The sequence below is a fragment of the Caballeronia udeis genome (assembly GCF_001544555.2).
GTDB lineage: Bacteria > Pseudomonadota > Gammaproteobacteria > Burkholderiales > Burkholderiaceae > Caballeronia > Caballeronia udeis.
Genome location: NZ_FCOK02000007.1, coordinates 111689 through 127484, shown reverse-complemented (window position 1 = coordinate 127484; position 15796 = coordinate 111689). Strand labels below are relative to the sequence as shown.

The 15796-nt window shown below is 60.3% G+C and carries 13 protein-coding genes; 12 read left to right on the top strand and 1 reads right to left on the bottom strand.

From position 1 onward, the window contains the following. The first annotated feature begins 136 nt into the window (after nucleotides 1–136). Nucleotides 137–1498 carry a 23S rRNA (uracil(1939)-C(5))-methyltransferase RlmD gene (gene rlmD, locus AWB69_RS07760; RefSeq protein ID WP_062084096.1) on the top strand — a complete coding sequence of 454 codons (1362 nt, stop codon included), beginning with the start codon at nucleotides 137–139 and terminating at the stop codon, nucleotides 1496–1498. 80 nt (nucleotides 1499–1578) lie between these two features. Here the strand turns inward: rlmD and AWB69_RS07755 are convergent, their stop codons facing one another. Further along, nucleotides 1579–2277, bottom strand: a complete 699-nt coding sequence (locus AWB69_RS07755) for a Bax inhibitor-1/YccA family protein (RefSeq protein ID WP_062083939.1) — start codon at nucleotides 2275–2277, stop codon at nucleotides 1579–1581. Nucleotides 2278–2713: 436 nt separating this feature from the next. Between AWB69_RS07755 and ndk the strand changes: the two genes are divergently transcribed. From ndk to hflK, 11 genes are all read left to right on the top strand, one after another. Then, nucleotides 2714–3139, top strand: a complete 426-nt coding sequence (gene ndk / locus AWB69_RS07750) for a nucleoside-diphosphate kinase (RefSeq protein ID WP_047897645.1) — start codon at nucleotides 2714–2716, stop codon at nucleotides 3137–3139. Between the two features lie 99 nt (nucleotides 3140–3238). Next, nucleotides 3239–4381: a 23S rRNA (adenine(2503)-C(2))-methyltransferase RlmN gene (gene rlmN / locus AWB69_RS07745; protein WP_062083937.1), complete on the top strand. Its 1143-nt coding sequence runs from the start codon at nucleotides 3239–3241 to the stop codon at nucleotides 4379–4381. A gap of 212 nt (nucleotides 4382–4593) precedes the next feature. Then, nucleotides 4594–5769, top strand: coding sequence for a RodZ domain-containing protein (locus tag AWB69_RS07740; protein WP_062083935.1), 1176 nt, complete (start codon nucleotides 4594–4596; stop codon nucleotides 5767–5769). Nucleotides 5770–6008: 239 nt separating this feature from the next. After that, a complete protein-coding gene (gene ispG, locus AWB69_RS07735; protein WP_062084094.1) occupies nucleotides 6009–7328 on the top strand; it encodes a flavodoxin-dependent (E)-4-hydroxy-3-methylbut-2-enyl-diphosphate synthase in 1320 nt (439 codons plus the stop codon). A gap of 6 nt (nucleotides 7329–7334) precedes the next feature. Continuing rightward, complete coding sequence (hisS, locus tag AWB69_RS07730) at nucleotides 7335–8681, top strand: histidine--tRNA ligase (protein ID WP_062083933.1); 1347 nt, start codon at nucleotides 7335–7337, stop codon at nucleotides 8679–8681. Nucleotides 8682–8794: 113 nt separating this feature from the next. Continuing rightward, entirely contained in the window at nucleotides 8795–9424 is a 630-nt protein-coding gene (locus AWB69_RS07725) for a tetratricopeptide repeat protein (protein ID WP_062083931.1), read from the top strand. Between the two features lie 162 nt (nucleotides 9425–9586). Further along, nucleotides 9587–10726, top strand: coding sequence for an outer membrane protein assembly factor BamB (bamB, locus tag AWB69_RS07720; RefSeq protein ID WP_062083928.1), 1140 nt, complete (start codon nucleotides 9587–9589; stop codon nucleotides 10724–10726). Nucleotides 10727–11207: 481 nt separating this feature from the next. Next, nucleotides 11208–12545 (top strand): ribosome biogenesis GTPase Der, encoded by a 1338-nt coding sequence (gene der / locus AWB69_RS07715; RefSeq protein WP_062084092.1) that lies wholly within the window; start codon nucleotides 11208–11210, stop codon nucleotides 12543–12545. A gap of 151 nt (nucleotides 12546–12696) precedes the next feature. Then, on the top strand, nucleotides 12697–12933 hold the full coding sequence (gene hfq, locus AWB69_RS07710; protein ID WP_031356421.1) for an RNA chaperone Hfq: 237 nt from the start codon (nucleotides 12697–12699) through the stop codon (nucleotides 12931–12933). A gap of 35 nt (nucleotides 12934–12968) precedes the next feature. Beyond that, nucleotides 12969–14243: a GTPase HflX gene (hflX, locus tag AWB69_RS07705; RefSeq protein ID WP_062083925.1), complete on the top strand. Its 1275-nt coding sequence runs from the start codon at nucleotides 12969–12971 to the stop codon at nucleotides 14241–14243. A gap of 47 nt (nucleotides 14244–14290) precedes the next feature. Continuing rightward, complete coding sequence (gene hflK, locus AWB69_RS07700; RefSeq protein WP_062084090.1) at nucleotides 14291–15796, top strand: FtsH protease activity modulator HflK; 1506 nt, start codon at nucleotides 14291–14293, stop codon at nucleotides 15794–15796.

The following is a 15796-nucleotide window of genomic DNA, read 5'->3' as shown; positions in this document are numbered from 1 at the left end:
CGTTTTCGGGGCCTTCGCCGCGCTTTTCGTTTTGTTTCCCGCTTCCCGATTCTTCAATTTTTCACATTAGCCAGGAAGTCCGCAGGTGTCTCACGCTCGAAAAAAATCGCGTAATCGACGCAGTCCACCGGCTCGTATCGTTCCTCTGGACCCTTTGGCCGCGCCGCTCGAGATCGAAATCAAATCGATCGACATGGATGCCCAAGGCGTTGGCCGCGCGACGACCGAGGACGGCTCGGACGGCAAGGTCATTTTCGTGGAAGGCGCGTTGCCGGGCGAACGTGTGTTGTATGCGAGCTTTCGCAAGAAGGCCGCATTTGAGCAGGCGCTTCTCGTGAAAATCCTGCGTGAAAGTGTGATGCGCACGCGGCCCAAATGCCCTTATTTCGGCAAGTGCGGCGGCTGTTCCATGCAGCACCTCGACGTGAGGGCGCAGATTGCCGTCAAGCAACGCGTGCTTGAGGACAACCTTCAGCATATCGGCAAGCTTCACGCGGAAACGATCTACCGGCCTATTCACGGGCCGTCGTGGGGCTACCGGTATCGGGCGCGGCTGGCTGTGCGGCTGATCGCGGGAAAGGGCGGCGCGCTGGTGGGATTCCACGAGAAAAAGAGCAGTTTTGTCGCCGATATGGAAACGTGCGAAGTCCTGCACCCGAAAGTATCTGCACTGTTGATGCCGCTGCGGCTCCTCGTACGCGACCTGTCCATTCGCGACCGCCTGCCGCAGATCGAGGTGGCCGTGGGCGCCGAGATAATCGCGCTCGTGCTGCGTATTCTCGAGCCGTTGACGCAAGCGGATGAGGCGTTGCTGCGTACTTTTGCCGACACCCATGACGTGCAATTCTGGCTGCAGCCGAAAGGGCCGGAGACGGCTTATCCGTTTTATCCCCTCGGGGAGGAATTGGCTTATACGCTGCCTGAATTCAGTATCCGAATGCCGTTCAAACCAACCGATTTCACCCAGGTCAATCATCAGATCAACCGGGTGCTCGTTAGCCGGGCTTTGCGGCTACTGGGCGCGCAGCGCACGGATCGGGTGCTGGATCTCTTTTGCGGTATCGGTAATTTCACGCTGCCGCTTGCGCGGATGGCGCGCGAGGTCGTGGGCATCGAGGGTAGTGCGGGCCTGACCGAACGCGCGCTGGAAAATGCCAGGGTAAATGGCGTCCATGAGCATACGTCGTTCGAGTGCCGAAACCTCTTCGAGATCACCGCGGACGATTTTCGTGCGCTGGGTCCCTTCGACAAAATTCTCATTGACCCGCCTCGCGAGGGGGCGTTGGCGGTGTCGAAGGCGCTGGGGGAGATTGCGCGGAGCGGCGAGGGGGTGTTGCCCAAGCGGATTGTGTACGTCTCCTGCAATCCGGCATCACTCGCCCGTGACGCGGGCGTGCTCGGGCGCGAGGCCGGTTACCGGATGAAGGGAGCGGGCGTGGTAAACATGTTTCCGCATACATCGCACGTCGAATCGATTGCGCTGTTCGAGCGCGACTGAATCCCCGCGCACTGCGGACATAAAAAAACCGGCCCTTGAAGGGCCGGTTTTTTTACGAGTAACGCCAGACCGACGTGCAATCAGTTCCGGTTGCCGCCGAAGATGCCGAGCAGCATCAACAGGTTCGTGAACACGTTGTACAGGTCCAGATAGATCGCAAGTGCAGCGCTAATGTAATTCGTTTCGCCGCCATTCACCACGCGCTGGACGTCGAACAGCATGTACGCCGAGAAGATCACGATGGCCAGCACCGACACTGTCAGCATCAAGGCCGGCAGGTGCAGGAAGACGTTCGCAAACGCAGCCAGCAGCAGCACCAGCACGCCCATGAAGAGCCACTTGCCGAGGCCCGAAAAATCACGCTTGCTGACGGTTGCAATGGTCGCCATGGCGGCGAAGATCACACCAGTGCCACCAAACGCCATCATGATGAGCTGCGGCCCGTTCGTGTAACCGAGAATGAAGCTCAGCAAACGCGACAGCATCAGGCCCATGAAGAACGTGAAGCCTAGCAGCACGAATACGCCGAGGCTGCTGTTCTTGGTGCGTTCGATTGCGAACATGAAGCCGAATGCAATGGCCATGAACGCGATGAAACTCATGGCGGGGCTGGTGGCCGCGAACAGGGAGAAGCCCGTTGCTACACCGACCCACGCGCCCAACACGGTTGGGACCATGGACAGCGCGAGCAGCCAGTACGTGTTCCGTAGCACGCGGTTGCGGGTTTCGGTCGACGTGACGCTACCGCTGCGGCCAAAACTGTAAGGGGATTCGTTCATGGTTTCTCCTTGCCTAAACTTGTGTAAAGCCATCTGGGTCAAAAACACCGGCTCAATTTGCCGTAAAACGCCGACACTGCCGCGAGCAAACACGGCTTTTATCGGTCAGGCGGCTTCGTTGGACGATTTGCCGCGAAACCTTTGGCTGCTTGGCTGCATTGTACGCTTCGGCCCGACGGGCCTTCCAACACGACATATGAGCCTATCTTGCGCCGAAATCAACAATGCTGCTGTGCAGTAATAAGACCGCTAAAATTACCGCGCGTTTCATACCCACACTGTGATCCGCACTGCGCGTACTGCAATTCCGAACTACGTTTCACGTAAGCTTTGATGCTTACGAAGTCGTAAGGTTTCAATCGCAATCATACATCGCTTCGTGCTACAATTGTCGATTCATTTATATTCGTAACCCGTTCATTTTTTGGAGTTTTTCATGGCGATCGAGCGCACCCTGTCGATTATTAAACCGGATGCAGTGGCAAAGAATGTGATCGGCCAGATCTACAGCCGTTTTGAGCAAGCTGGCCTCAAGATCATCGCGGCTCGCATGGTCCACCTGTCGCGCGCTGACGCGGAAAAGTTCTACGCGGTTCACGCTGCACGCCCGTTCTTCAAGGACCTGGTCGAATTCATGATCTCGGGTCCCGTGATGATCCAGGCGCTGGAAGGCGAGAACGCCATCCTGACGAATCGTGACCTGATGGGCGCAACCGACCCGAAGAAGGCGGACAAGGGCACGATTCGGGCGGATTTCGCCGACAGCATCGACGCTAACGCGGTACACGGTTCGGACGCGGCTGAAACTGCCCGTCAGGAAATCGCTTTCTTCTTCCCCGAAGTGAACGTCTATTCGCGTTGATTCGGGAGTAGCTTTATCGCAGGAATTGGCGCGAAATAGCTGGAACGCGGCTCAGAACGTGTTCCAGTCTTCGCTCAGCAAGGAAATGGCAGAATCGAAATGACAGCTGCAACAGTCAACCTTCTGGACCTCGATGCCGCCGGGCTCGTCGCTTATTGCGACAGCCTGGGCGAAAAGCCGTTTCGCGCCAAGCAATTGCAACGCTGGATTCACCAGTTCGGTGTCGACGACTTCGACGGCATGACGGACCTGGCGAAATCGCTGCGTGAAAAATTGAAAGGGCGGGCCAGCCTGGACATGCCCGCCATCGTCCGCGATCACGTATCTACCGACGGCACGCGGAAGTGGCTGATCGACGTGGGTAACAGCAACGCGGTCGAGACCGTCTACATTCCAGAAGAAAATCGCGGCACGCTGTGCGTTTCGTCGCAAGCGGGCTGCGCGGTGAATTGCCGTTTTTGCTCTACGGGCAAACAGGGCTTTTCCCGCAATCTGAGCACGGGCGAGATCATCGGCCAGTTGCGCATGGCCGAATTTGCACTGCGTGCATCGAAAGGTGGCAGTGACAGTGTGCCGAATAACGGCAAGGCCGACCGCGTGGTGACCAACGTCGTGATGATGGGCATGGGCGAACCCCTGCTCAACTACGACGCCGTCGTGCCAGCCATGCGACTGATGCTTGACGACAACGCGTACGGGCTGTCGCGCCGCCGCGTGACGTTGTCCACTTCGGGCGTCGTGCCCATGATGGACCGCCTCGGCGCCGACCTGCCGGTCGCGCTTGCCGTGTCGCTGCATGCGCCAATCGATTCGCTTCGCGACATGCTCGTGCCGCTCAACAAGAAATATCCGCTGCGGGAATTGATGGCGGCGTGCCAGCGTTACCTGAAGGTCGCGCCGCGCGATTTCATCACATTCGAATATTGCATGCTCGACGGCGTGAACGACACCGAAGCTCACGCGCGCGAACTGGTTGCGCTCACGCGTGACGTGCCGTGCAAATTCAACCTGATCCCGTTCAATCCGTTCCCCGAGTCCGGTTTGACGCGCTCGAGCAACGAACAGATCAAGCGGTTCGCCCAGGTGCTGATGGACGCTGGTGTTGTGACAACGGTGCGCAAGACGCGCGGCGACGACATTGACGCGGCATGCGGGCAGTTGGCTGGCACCGTTCAGGACCGTACGCGTCTTGCCCAGCGCATGGGCAAGACGGCGAAGGTCATCGAGGTTCGCGCTGTCTAAGCCTGGAGCGGGATGCGTGCGCTGCAGATCTGCGGCGCCTCATTCGCGTAAAGACCGGAAAATCCGGCAATGAGTGCTAGAAGGCAGCACACAATGCCGTGCATTTTGTTATAAAGCCGTCTGCAACGCCGACTCGGCTATGGCTGCGGTGGCGCTACGGTCAGCAACGAAGCTGAACAGCGACAAAAAAGAATCGATGCGAGGAAATTGGGATGAGTGAGCCGCAGCACCCGACGCCTTTCGGCGCTCATAAAGGTGACCAATCAGGCAGTCAGGCCGGCGCTTTGCCCGGAAGTCAGCCCGAAAAAACCGTGAGTGCCGCCAGTACCGCGCCGGGCGGCATCCAGCAGGCAGTGAGTCTTGATTCGGTGGCCGCAGTCGGTGTGCGTCTTACGCAGCTTCGCGAAGCGAAAAACTGGTCCCTGGATGACGTATCCGCGCGGCTGAAGGTGTCGCCGCAGAAATTGCGTGCGCTTGAAAGCGGCGATCTCAGCCTGTTTCCTGACCGGAACTTCGCGACAGGCATTGTGCGCAGCTACGCGAAAATCATGGGGGCCGATCCCGCTCCCTTTACGGCCGCGCTGCGTCACGCGAATGGTCCGGTTGAGCAGAATTTGTCGTTGCCGGCATCGTCCGGCGCGGGTTTGCCGCGCGGTCGAGTTTCGGTCCCGCTCGGCGGTTCACCGAAGCGGCGGTCGTGGTTATGGGGTGTCGCTGCGGTTGTCGTTGCTGTGATCGCACTTGCAATGTGGCACACCGGCGGGGATTCGGCGGCGTGGTTTGCCCGGCTGAAGGCCAGCGCCAACGGCGCAACCCAGGCAACGAGCGGCGACACAAGTGCGGGTTCATCGGTGGCGGCCACTGAGGAGGCGACGGCCAACACGGGTTCGGTCGCATCGGGCGACGCTGCTACTGAAGCTTCCGCCGCCGGTGCACAGGCTGAAACACAGCCAGGCGCGCAGCCAATGCCGAGCCCGCTAGGTACGAATGCGCTTCCAGCGTCGTCGTCCACTATTACGGCCGTTCAAGGCGCAGCCGCGCGCGCGCAAAGCGCGAGCGCGCCGTTGGCGAATGCAGTGAAAGCCGCGCCGTCGGCTGATGCGGCTGTTACGGCATCGGCCACTGCTTCAGTCGGAGCGGGCGCGAATGAACTTGAATTGAAGGTGGCGAAGGATAGCTGGTTCAGCGTACGCCAGAAGGACGGTAAGGAAGTGTTTTCAGGCCTGGTCAAGGCCGGCAGCGTGCAGCGAGTGGCTGGCGACGCGCCGTTCAAGATCACGGTTGGAAATCGGGCGGGTCTCGATGCGTTGACATTCGACGGACAACCCGTCGATCCAGCCAAATTCGGTCCTGCGAAGGGCAACGTCGCCCGTTTCTCGCTGCCCTGATCGCCAGGCGCTGCGTATTGGTGCGTGGTTGAGCCCGTGCCGGTTTTGGAAGCGGGCTCGAAAGCCATACGCCACACCGCTGGAGGGGTCTTGATGCCGCTTCTCAGCCCTGACACGGAGTTGTGCGAAGATTTCATCAAGGCGTCGCAAAAGTGGCGGCGCCGTTTTATGTCCTCGAGTCTCATTCATGTCCAGATACGCGTCACCGTGTGATAGCCGGCGGCGCAAAGGGTCTTTCGATGCAATCCGAAGCTCAACAACCCCTTATTGAAAGCAAGATTTGTTCGTCGGAGCCAGTCTTCGGCGGATCGTGGAAACGGCGGGCGTCGCACGCCGTGGACGTACGCTGGGGCGGCCAGCTCGTCACAATTGGCGGCGATGCACCCGTGCGCGTCCAGTCAATGACGAACACCGATACCGCCGACGCCATCGGCACTGCCATCCAGGTCAAGGAATTGGCGCAAGCCGGTTCGGAACTGGTGCGGATCACGGTGAACACGCCTGAAGCAGCGGCGGCGGTTCCCGCGGTACGCGAGCAGCTCGACCGGATGGGCGTGACCGTGCCGCTGGTCGGCGACTTTCATTACAACGGTCATACGCTGCTGCGCGACTATCCGGCTTGCGCCGAGGCGCTGTCGAAATACCGGATCAATCCGGGCAACGTTGGCGCAGGAGCCAAACGCGACACGCAGTTCGCCCAGATGATCGAAGCGGCTGCACGCTACGACAAGCCGGTGCGGATCGGCGTGAACTGGGGCAGCCTCGACCAGGATCTGCTCGCGCGGATGATGGACGAGAATGCGGCCCGCTCCACGCCGTGGGAAGCGCAAAGCGTGATGTACGAAGCGCTGATTCAATCGGCGATCGGGTCGGCGGAACGCGCGGTCGAACTCGGCCTCGGGCGCGACAAGATCATCCTGTCGTGCAAGGTCAGCGGCGTGCAGGACCTGATCGCGGTGTATCGCGAACTGGCCAAGCGGTGCAGCTTCGCGCTGCACCTCGGCCTGACCGAAGCGGGCATGGGATCGAAGGGCATCGTGGCGTCGACGGCGGCGTTGTCGGTGCTGTTGCAGGAAGGAATCGGCGACACCATCCGCATTTCGCTCACCCCGGAACCGGGCGGTGCGCGGACCGGCGAAGTGATTGTCGGCCAGGAAATCCTGCAGACCATGGGCCTGCGCTCGTTCACGCCAATGGTGATCGCGTGCCCGGGTTGCGGACGCACCACCAGCACATTGTTCCAGGAATTGGCGTCGCAGATCCAGACGTATCTGCGCAATGAAATGCCCGTGTGGCGCGATCAATTCCCGGGCGTCGAGAAAATGCACGTCGCGGTGATGGGTTGCATCGTGAACGGGCCGGGTGAATCGAAGCAGGCGAACATCGGCATCAGCTTGCCGGGGTCGGGCGAGAATCCGGCGGCGCCGGTGTTTATCGACGGCGTGAAGGTCAAGACGCTGCGCGGCGAGCATATCGCCCAGGATTTCCAGCAAATCGTCAGCGATTACGTGACGCGCACTTACGGCAAGCGCGAAACCGCGCAGGCAGAAACACTTTAAAGACAGATGACTGAACAGAAGAAAAAGCTCGAGAAACTGAGCGGCGTGAAGGGCATGAACGACATCCTCCCGCAGGATGCCGCGTTGTGGGAATTCTTCGAAAGCACCGTCAAGTCGATGCTGCGCGCATACGGCTATCAGCAGATCCGCACGCCCATCGTGGAGCCCACGCAGTTGTTCACGCGCGGTATTGGGGAAGTGACGGATATCGTCGAGAAGGAAATGTACAGTTTCACCGACGCGCTCAACGGCGAGCACCTCACGCTGCGCCCGGAGAATACGGCTGCCGTGGTGCGTGCGTCGATCGAACACAATTTGCTTTACGACGGCCCCAAGCGGCTGTGGTACATCGGTCCCATGTTCCGTCACGAACGCCCGCAGCGAGGACGCTACCGGCAGTTCTACCAGGTCGGCGTGGAAGCGCTCGGGTTTGCCGGTCCGGATACCGACGCCGAGATCATCATGATGTGCCAGCGGCTGTGGGACGACCTCGGTCTGTCGGGCATCCGGCTTGAGCTCAACTCGCTCGGCCAGCCGGAAGAGCGGGCGGCGCATCGCAAGGAATTGATCGCGTATCTCGAGCAGCATGTTGACGTCCTCGACGAAGAATCGAAGCGCCGTCTCTACACCAATCCGTTGCGCGTGCTGGATACCAAGAATCCCGCCATGCAGGAGATTGCGCAGAACGCGCCGAAGCTCGTCGATTTCCTCGGGCCTGAATCGCTCGCGCACTTCGACGGTGTTCAGCGTTTGCTGAAGGCGAACAACATTCCGTTCAAGATCAATCCGCGTCTCGTTCGTGGCCTCGATTACTACAACCTCACCGTATTCGAATGGGTGACCGACAAGCTGGGTGCGCAGGGTACAGTGGCCGGCGGTGGCCGCTACGATCCGCTGATCGAGCAACTGGGCGGCAAGGCGACGGCGGCATGCGGCTGGGCAATGGGTGTCGAGCGCATTCTTGAACTGCTGAAAGAAGAAGATCTGGTGCCGGCGCCGGAAGGAACCGACATCTACGTCGTTCACCAGGGTGAGGCGGCGGCGGAGCAGGCGTTTGTCATCGCCGAGCGTCTGCGCGATACCGGCCTGGACGTCATTTTGCATTGCAGCCCTGACGGCACGCCGGCGAGCTTCAAGTCGCAGATGAAAAAGGCCGATGCAAGCGGCGCGGCTTTTGCCGTGGTGCTGGGCGAGAACGAATTGGCCCAGGGCATGGTGGGCGTGAAGCCGCTGCGCAGTGCATCGGTTGAGTCGACAGGTCAAAAGAACGAGCAGGCCACGGTGCCGGTGGAAGACTTGACCGAATTTCTAATCAATGCGATGGTGGCAACCGCCGACGACGGCGCCGACTGATTGTCCGGCTCATTGTCGGGCGGCGCCACGTGCGCGAAAGCCGCGCGGCGGCCTGAAACAAAGGCGCGCAGCGTTGCGCGCGAACACAAAAGCAGTCAAGGAATAAGCAGGGCATGAGCTATCACGAAGAACAAGAGTCACTAGAAAACCTGAAAGCCTGGTGGGCCCGATGGGGCAACTCCACGACCTGGATCGTGCTGGCGGTGCTTGTCGCTGCAGCGGCCTGGAATGGCTGGAATTTCTGGCAACGGAAGCAGGCTGCGGAAGCCGCCGTGCTCTACGACCAGGTGCAGCAAGCGGTGGCATCGAGTGACAAGGCGCTGGTCACGCGCGTGTCCACGGACATGGAAAACAAGTTCGGCGGCACCGCTTACGCGCAGATGACGGCATTGGCCGCTGCCAAATCGCTGTACACCAACGGGGACAGTGCAGGGGCTAAAGCGCAACTGCAATGGGCCGCTGATCACGCGAAAGACGCTGAATACAAACAGATCGCGAAACTGCGGCTGTCTTTGTTGCTGCTCGACGAAAAAGCCTATGACGCGGGCCTGAAGGTGCTCGACGATGCACCGCTCGACGCGTTCAAAGGCGTGGTGTCGGATCGCCGCGGTGACCTGCTGGCGGCCGAAGGCAAACGCGATGACGCGCGTGCGGCTTACAAGGTTGCGCTCGACACGCTGCCAAAGTCCGACACGTCCGCCCGTCAACTGGTCCAGTTCAAGCTGGACGCACTCGGCGGCTAGCGCCGACCGCTGGCCCCTCAGGATCTGTCAGCCGACCTCGTCCTTATGCAGGCGCGTTGCTCACTAGGTTAAAGTCACCGGTTTGCAGCGGTGAATTTAATCTGGCGAGCACCACGCCGCACACCGATCAACCGATTTCACTTATTCATGTTGCGTCCACCGATGACCTTTCTGAAACGCTACGCTCTCCCGCTCGCTTGCGCGATGACGGTTATGCTCACCGCCTGCGCCACCAAGGACGAGCGCCGCGTACCGACTCCGCTTGTAGACATCAAGCCGGTTCTAACTGTAGAGCAGGCGTGGAAGGCGAGCGTCGGCAAGGCCGGGCGTTACCTGTTCTCGCCGGTGGCAGTCGGCGACTTCGTGTACGCGGCAGGCACCAATGGCACGGTGGCGAAGATCGACGCCAAGACGGGTCAGGACGTATGGCGCATCAAGCTTAAAGACGATCTGTCGGCCGGCGTGGGCAGTGACGGCAACCTGACTGCGGTCGGTGGCCTGAAAGGCAACGTCTACGTGCTCGGACCGGACGGCAAGCAACTCTGGACAGCAGTAGCGCCGGGAGAAATCATCTCGCCGCCGCTGGTCGGCAATGACGTGGTCATCGTCCGGACGATCGACGGCAAGGTCATCGCGTTCAACGCGCAAACCGGCGAACAGAAGTGGATCTTCCAGGCGCGCGCCGTACCGCTCAACCTGCGTGTGGCTGCCGGCATGACGTTTGCCGCGTCCCAGGCGGTCCTGGCGGGCTTCCCGGGCGGTACCTTCGCAGCAATCAATCTGCAGACTGGCGACGCCTACTGGCAGGCGCCGGTGTCATTCCCGAAGGGCGTGACTGAAGTCGAGCGCATCAACGACGTCACCGGCGCACCTACGCTGGTGGGATCGGAGACATGCGCGGTGACCTTCCAGGGACGCATTGGGTGTTTCGACGCGAATTCGGGCCGTCCGCAATGGGAAAAGTCGTTCTCGAGCGACAGCGGTCTGGCACAAGACAATGAAATGGTCGCCGCCGGTGACGACTGGTCGATCGTCAACGCGTTCAGCGGAATCGACGGTGCGCCGCTCTGGAAGAACGACAAGCTGAAGAATCGCATGGTCAGCGTGCCGTTTATCCTGGGCCGCGCGGTCGTACTCGGCGACTACCAGGGTTACGTGCATTTCCTTTCCACGGCAAATGGCGAATTTGTCGGCCGGGCCAAGACCGATGGCAGCGCGATCACGGCGGCTCCGGTGCTGGCAGGCGATACCCTGGTTATCCAGACGCACGACGGCGGCCTGTACGGTTTCCGTCCGCGCTGATGTGAAGGTTTGAGTTGATCTAACGTTCTGACGAGCATGCCGGTTTTGCCGGCCGTTCGTGTTTTTTCGGGCTTTTTTGTTTTTTGAGTCCGCGCCGTGCGAATAGAATCGATTCATCAAGGCCGCGCGTGAAGGATCATCGTGCGGCAAATAAGCGCACAAGCAGCATATAAGCAGGTCAGGCAACGGTACAAGTAACAACAGGCAACACCAGGCATCGGGATTCCGGCAGCAGGATTGTGCAAGCGGGTCCACACCTTCGGGTGACGTTGCTCGCGATCATGTCGTTTGCCGGAGCGCTGCGCTTCAAACGCCATGAACGTGGAACATCGCTGCACGCCGCGGTCGCTCCGCTGGAACCGTGCTAATTTTCGACACATCGCCGGGCCACGCACACTCGCGGCTCGCCGTTTCCGGACTTTTATCCGGCGCGCGCCGGGCCGGATTCATCCGCCTTGCGTTCAACTGTGAACACCATCTGATGAAACCCGTAATTGCCCTCGTGGGGCGCCCCAATGTGGGGAAATCGACGCTTTTCAACCGCCTGACGCGCTCGCGCGACGCACTCGTCGCCGACTTGCCCGGCCTTACCCGGGACCGTCACTATGGCGAAGGCCGGGTCGGCGATCGTCCCTACCTGGTGGTCGACACCGGTGGTTTCGAGCCGGTCGCGAAAGACGGCATCCTGCACGAAATGGCTCGCCAGACCCGCCAGGCGGTGGAAGAGGCCGACGTGGTCGTCTTCATCACGGACGGTCGAAATGGACTTGCGCCGCAGGACAAGGCGATCGCGGACTACCTGCGCAAGACGGGCCGGCCGCTGTTCCTCGTGGTCAACAAGGCCGAGGGCATGAAGTACAGCGCGGTGGCTGCCGATTTCTACGAACTAGGCTTGGGCGACCCGCGCGCCATTTCCGCGGCGCACGGCGACGGCGTGACGGAAATGATCGGTGACGCGCTCGAGATAGCGTATGCCGGCCAGCCGGAAGAGGACCCGGAGGAAAAGGCGGCGCGTGGCGTGAAAATCGCCATCGTGGGACGTCCGAATGTGGGCAAGTCGACGCTGATCAATGCGTTGGTCGGCGAGGAGCGCGTGATCGCGTTCGATATGCCGGGTACCACGCGCGATTCCATCTATATTGATTTCGAGCGAAGCGGCCGCAAATACACATTGATCGATACGGCGGGATTGCGCCGCCGCGGCAAGGTGTTCGAGGCCGTGGAGAAGTTTTCGGTGGTGAAGACGTTACAGTCTATTTCCGACGCTAACGTGGTGATCCTGCTGCTCGATGCGCAGCAGGACATCTCGGACCAGGACGCGCATATCGCGGGCTTCGTGGTCGAGCAGGGACGGGCGCTGGTGGTAGGGGTCAATAAATGGGATGGACTGGACTCGCATGTGCGCGAGCGCACCAAGGCCGATCTGACACGCAAGCTCAAGTTTCTGGACTTTGCTAAATTCCATTACGTGTCGGCGCTGGAAAAGACGGGCATCAGCCAGTTGATGAAGTCAGTGGATGACGCCTACGCCGCCGCCATGGCCAAGTTGCCCACGCCAAAGCTTACGCGCGCGCTGATTGACGCGGTTGAATTTCAGCAGCCGCGGCGTCGCGGACCGATTCGTCCGAAGCTGCGTTATGCGCACCAGGGCGGACAGAATCCGCCGATCATCGTCGTGCACGGAAATGCCCTCGATGCGATCACCGACACCTATAAACGTTACCTCGAAGGGCGCTTCAGGGAAACTTTCGGGCTGGTAGGGACTCCATTGCGCATAGAGTTCCGTTCAAGCGCGAACCCTTACGCGGACAAAGGCTGAACCCCGCGTGCACCAAGCGTTTCGCCGGGTTTCAGGCGGTCGTGGCGCGCTGGTGCGAAAATGAAAATCGGCTATAGTGTAGCGATTGACGGCGGATCTCTTTTTCTTCGTCGCAATCACGTCAACCTGCAAAAATAATACGGAGTTTGCTATGAGCAACAAAGGGCAATTGTTACAAGACCCGTTTTTGAACGCACTGCGAAAAGAGCATGTGCCAGTGTCGATCTACCTGGTCAACGGTATCAAGCTGCAAGGCAATATTGAATCATTCGACCAGTACGTCGTGTTGCTCCGGAATACGGTTACCCAGATGGTCTATAAGCACGCCATTTCGACGGTCGTGCCGGCGCGTCCGGTGAATTTCCACCCGGATGCAGAGACGCCCTAAACCTCGTTGCGTCCGGTGTAAGCGCATGAATGAACATGCTAATTCACCGGTCGCTTCAAAATGAAAACATTAATTTGATCAACGCAGCGCTTGTCGGTGTCGACTTCGGAAAAATCGATTTCGATGCCAGTCTCGAAGAACTCAGTCTGCTCGCACAAAGTGCGGGTGCCCATCCCGCCGTCACCCTGACCGGTCGCCGTTCCAGCCCCGATGCCAAGATGTTCGTCGGCAGCGGCAAAGTCGAAGAGCTGCGCCTCGCGTGCGAAGCCAACGACGTGGAACTTGTCATTTTTAATCACGCCCTCGCGCCCGCGCAGCAGCGCAATCTGGAAACGGTGCTCGACCGGCGTGTGATCGACCGGACCAGCCTTATCCTCGACATTTTCGCGCAGCGTGCCCGCAGTCATGAAGGGAAGCTGCAGGTCGAGCTCGCACAGCTCCAATACCTCTCCACGCGCTTGATTCGCGCATGGACTCACCTTGAACGGCAGAAGGGCGGTATTGGCTTGCGCGGCCCGGGTGAAACGCAGCTTGAAACTGACCGCCGGTTGATCGGCGAGCGAATCAAGGCGCTGAAGGCGCGCTTGATGAAGTTGCGGCGCCAGCATGGCACGCAGCGCCGGCAGCGCGAGCGCAACCGGACTACGTCGGTGTCGCTCGTCGGTTATACGAACGCGGGCAAGTCGACGTTGTTCAATGCGTTGACGAAGGCGCAGGCGTACGCGGCAGACCAGTTGTTCGCCACGCTCGATACCACCTCCCGCCGGGTTTATCTCAGCGAGGAAGCGGGTCAGGCCGTGGTGTCGGATACGGTCGGGTTCATTCGCGACCTGCCTCACCAATTGGTCGCGGCTTTTCGTGCGACGCTTGAAGAAACCGTTCAGGCTGACTTGCTGTTGCACGTGGTGGATGCATCGAGCATGGTGCGGCTCGACCAGATCGACGAGGTGAACAAGGTGCTGAGCAGTATTGGCGCCGACGGCATTCCGCAGATTCTCGTTTTCAACAAGATCGACGCGGTGCCTGAGTTGGCGGCCCGTGGGGACGCGGTTGAAAGGGATGAGTATGGTAATATTTTGCGCGTCTTTTTAAGCGCGCGAACCGGTCAGGGACTTGACGCGCTGCGCGCGGCCATCGCCGAATTTGCGGCTTCCGAACCCAAAGATAACAACGAGTACACGGAACTTCCGGACGGCACAATCGTGCCGGAGTCCATGGATAGCACATCCGACGACGGAACCACGCTACCGGAAGATCACCGGTCAGCCGAGGAAAGTGACGACCGCAAGGTCCCCGAGCACGGGCACTGATCTGTTCCGATTTGCATTGACCCGGCTGTCTAATGGTGAATCACCGAGTGAACGACTACAACGAGCGGAGTAACCGGCAGCTTTCGCATGCCGTCTTTTCGATCAACGATCCGCGCTGGGGGCGGGGCGACGGCAATGGCGACGGCAAAAGCCAGGAGCAAAAGCGTCCGCAGGAACAAAAGCGCCCATCGAAGGACAAGGATGGTGAAGGCCCGCCGGATCTCGACGAAATGTGGCGCGACTTCAACAAGAAGCTTGCGGGCTTGTTCGGCAAGAAACCCGCAGGCGGCGGTCCGCGCACGGACAACGGCCGCGGCGCCAGGATCGGCATGGGCATTGTTGTCGGCGTATTGATCGCGATCTATCTGGGCAGCGGCGTATTCGTCGTACAGGACGGCAATGTGGGCGTTGTGTCGCGCTTCGGAAAGTATGAAGAGACGGCCGACGCGGGCATCCACTGGCGTCTTCCGTATCCGTTCGAGTCCCATGAGATCGTCAATACGTCGCAGATCCGTTCGGTCGAAGTCGGCCGCAACAACAGTGTGACCCAGGCTAATGTGCGTGACGCGTCGCTGCTCACGCACGACGCGGATATCGTCGACGTGCGCTTTGCCGTGCAGTACCAGATCAAGTCGGCGACCGACTACCTCTTCCGCAATGTCGATCCCGATCAGAACGTGACGGAATCGGCGCAGGCTGCCATTCGCGAGATTGCCGGTACACACAGTACCGACGACCTGCTTTTCAAGGACCGCGAAGCATTGCGCGCGAAGCTCGTCGACACCATCCAGGCATCGCTCGATTTGTACAAGACCGGTTTGCAGGTCACGGGCGTGACTATCCAGAGCGTGCAGGTGCCGGCGCAGGTTCAGCCGGCGTTTGAAGATGCCGCGAAGGTGCGCCAGGACAACGAGCGCGCGGTCGACACTGCGAAAGCCTATGCCGATCAGCTGTTGCCGCGCGCGAAGACTGACGCCGCGCGCATGATCGATGAAGCGAAGGGCTATAGCAACCGGGTCGTTTCGCAGGCGCAAGGCAATGCCGAGCGCTTCAAGCAGGTCTACGCAGAATATTCGAAGGCGCCGGCAGTGATTCGTCAACGCATGTATCTGGACACAATGCAGCAGATCTATTCGCGTGCGACGAAGGTGTTCGTCGACAGCAAGAGTTCGAACAACGTGGTGTATTTGCCGCTCGACAAGCTCGTCGACGCAAACCGCCAGAACGCGAACGCAGCCGCTGCAGGGACAGTGCCTCCGGGCGCGTCGGGTGCCGCAGCGGGGACGGCGCCTTCGGGTGCGAATCAACCGGTCGGCGCCGCGCCTGCCGGCGTGATTGGCGGGACTGCCGGTGGCTCTGTCGGTGGCTCCATCACGCAGGATGCACGCGCCGAAAGCGCGTCGGCGGCTTCGGCCGTGACTGCCCAGTCCGCCACTTCCGCCAGCGCAGCAGCATCCGCTGCCGCGTCGGGCGCAGCCTCGCAGTCGTCGGATGACCCATTGCGCTCGCGCGATGCGTTCCGTTCGCGTTCGCGCGAAGACGACACGCAATGA

Bases quoted from the DNA above. Each gene is read 5' to 3' on its own strand.
- der (WP_062084092.1), top strand. From the start codon at position 11,208: ATGAAACCCGTAATTGCCCTCGTGGGGCGCCCCAATGTGGGGAAATCG.
- AWB69_RS07725 (WP_062083931.1), top strand. From the start codon at position 8,795: ATGAGCTATCACGAAGAACAAGAGTCACTAGAAAACCTGAAAGCCTGG.
- hfq (WP_031356421.1), top strand. From the start codon at position 12,697: ATGAGCAACAAAGGGCAATTGTTACAAGACCCGTTTTTGAACGCACTG.
- bamB (WP_062083928.1), top strand. From the start codon at position 9,587: ATGACCTTTCTGAAACGCTACGCTCTCCCGCTCGCTTGCGCGATGACG.
- ispG (WP_062084094.1), top strand. From the start codon at position 6,009: ATGCAATCCGAAGCTCAACAACCCCTTATTGAAAGCAAGATTTGTTCG.
- hflX (WP_062083925.1), top strand. From the start codon at position 12,969: ATGCTAATTCACCGGTCGCTTCAAAATGAAAACATTAATTTGATCAAC.
- AWB69_RS07740 (WP_062083935.1), top strand. From the start codon at position 4,594: ATGAGTGAGCCGCAGCACCCGACGCCTTTCGGCGCTCATAAAGGTGAC.
- hisS (WP_062083933.1), top strand. From the start codon at position 7,335: ATGACTGAACAGAAGAAAAAGCTCGAGAAACTGAGCGGCGTGAAGGGC.
- AWB69_RS07755 (WP_062083939.1), bottom strand. From the start codon at position 2,277: ATGAACGAATCCCCTTACAGTTTTGGCCGCAGCGGTAGCGTCACGTCG.
- ndk (WP_047897645.1), top strand. From the start codon at position 2,714: ATGGCGATCGAGCGCACCCTGTCGATTATTAAACCGGATGCAGTGGCA.
- rlmN (WP_062083937.1), top strand. From the start codon at position 3,239: ATGACAGCTGCAACAGTCAACCTTCTGGACCTCGATGCCGCCGGGCTC.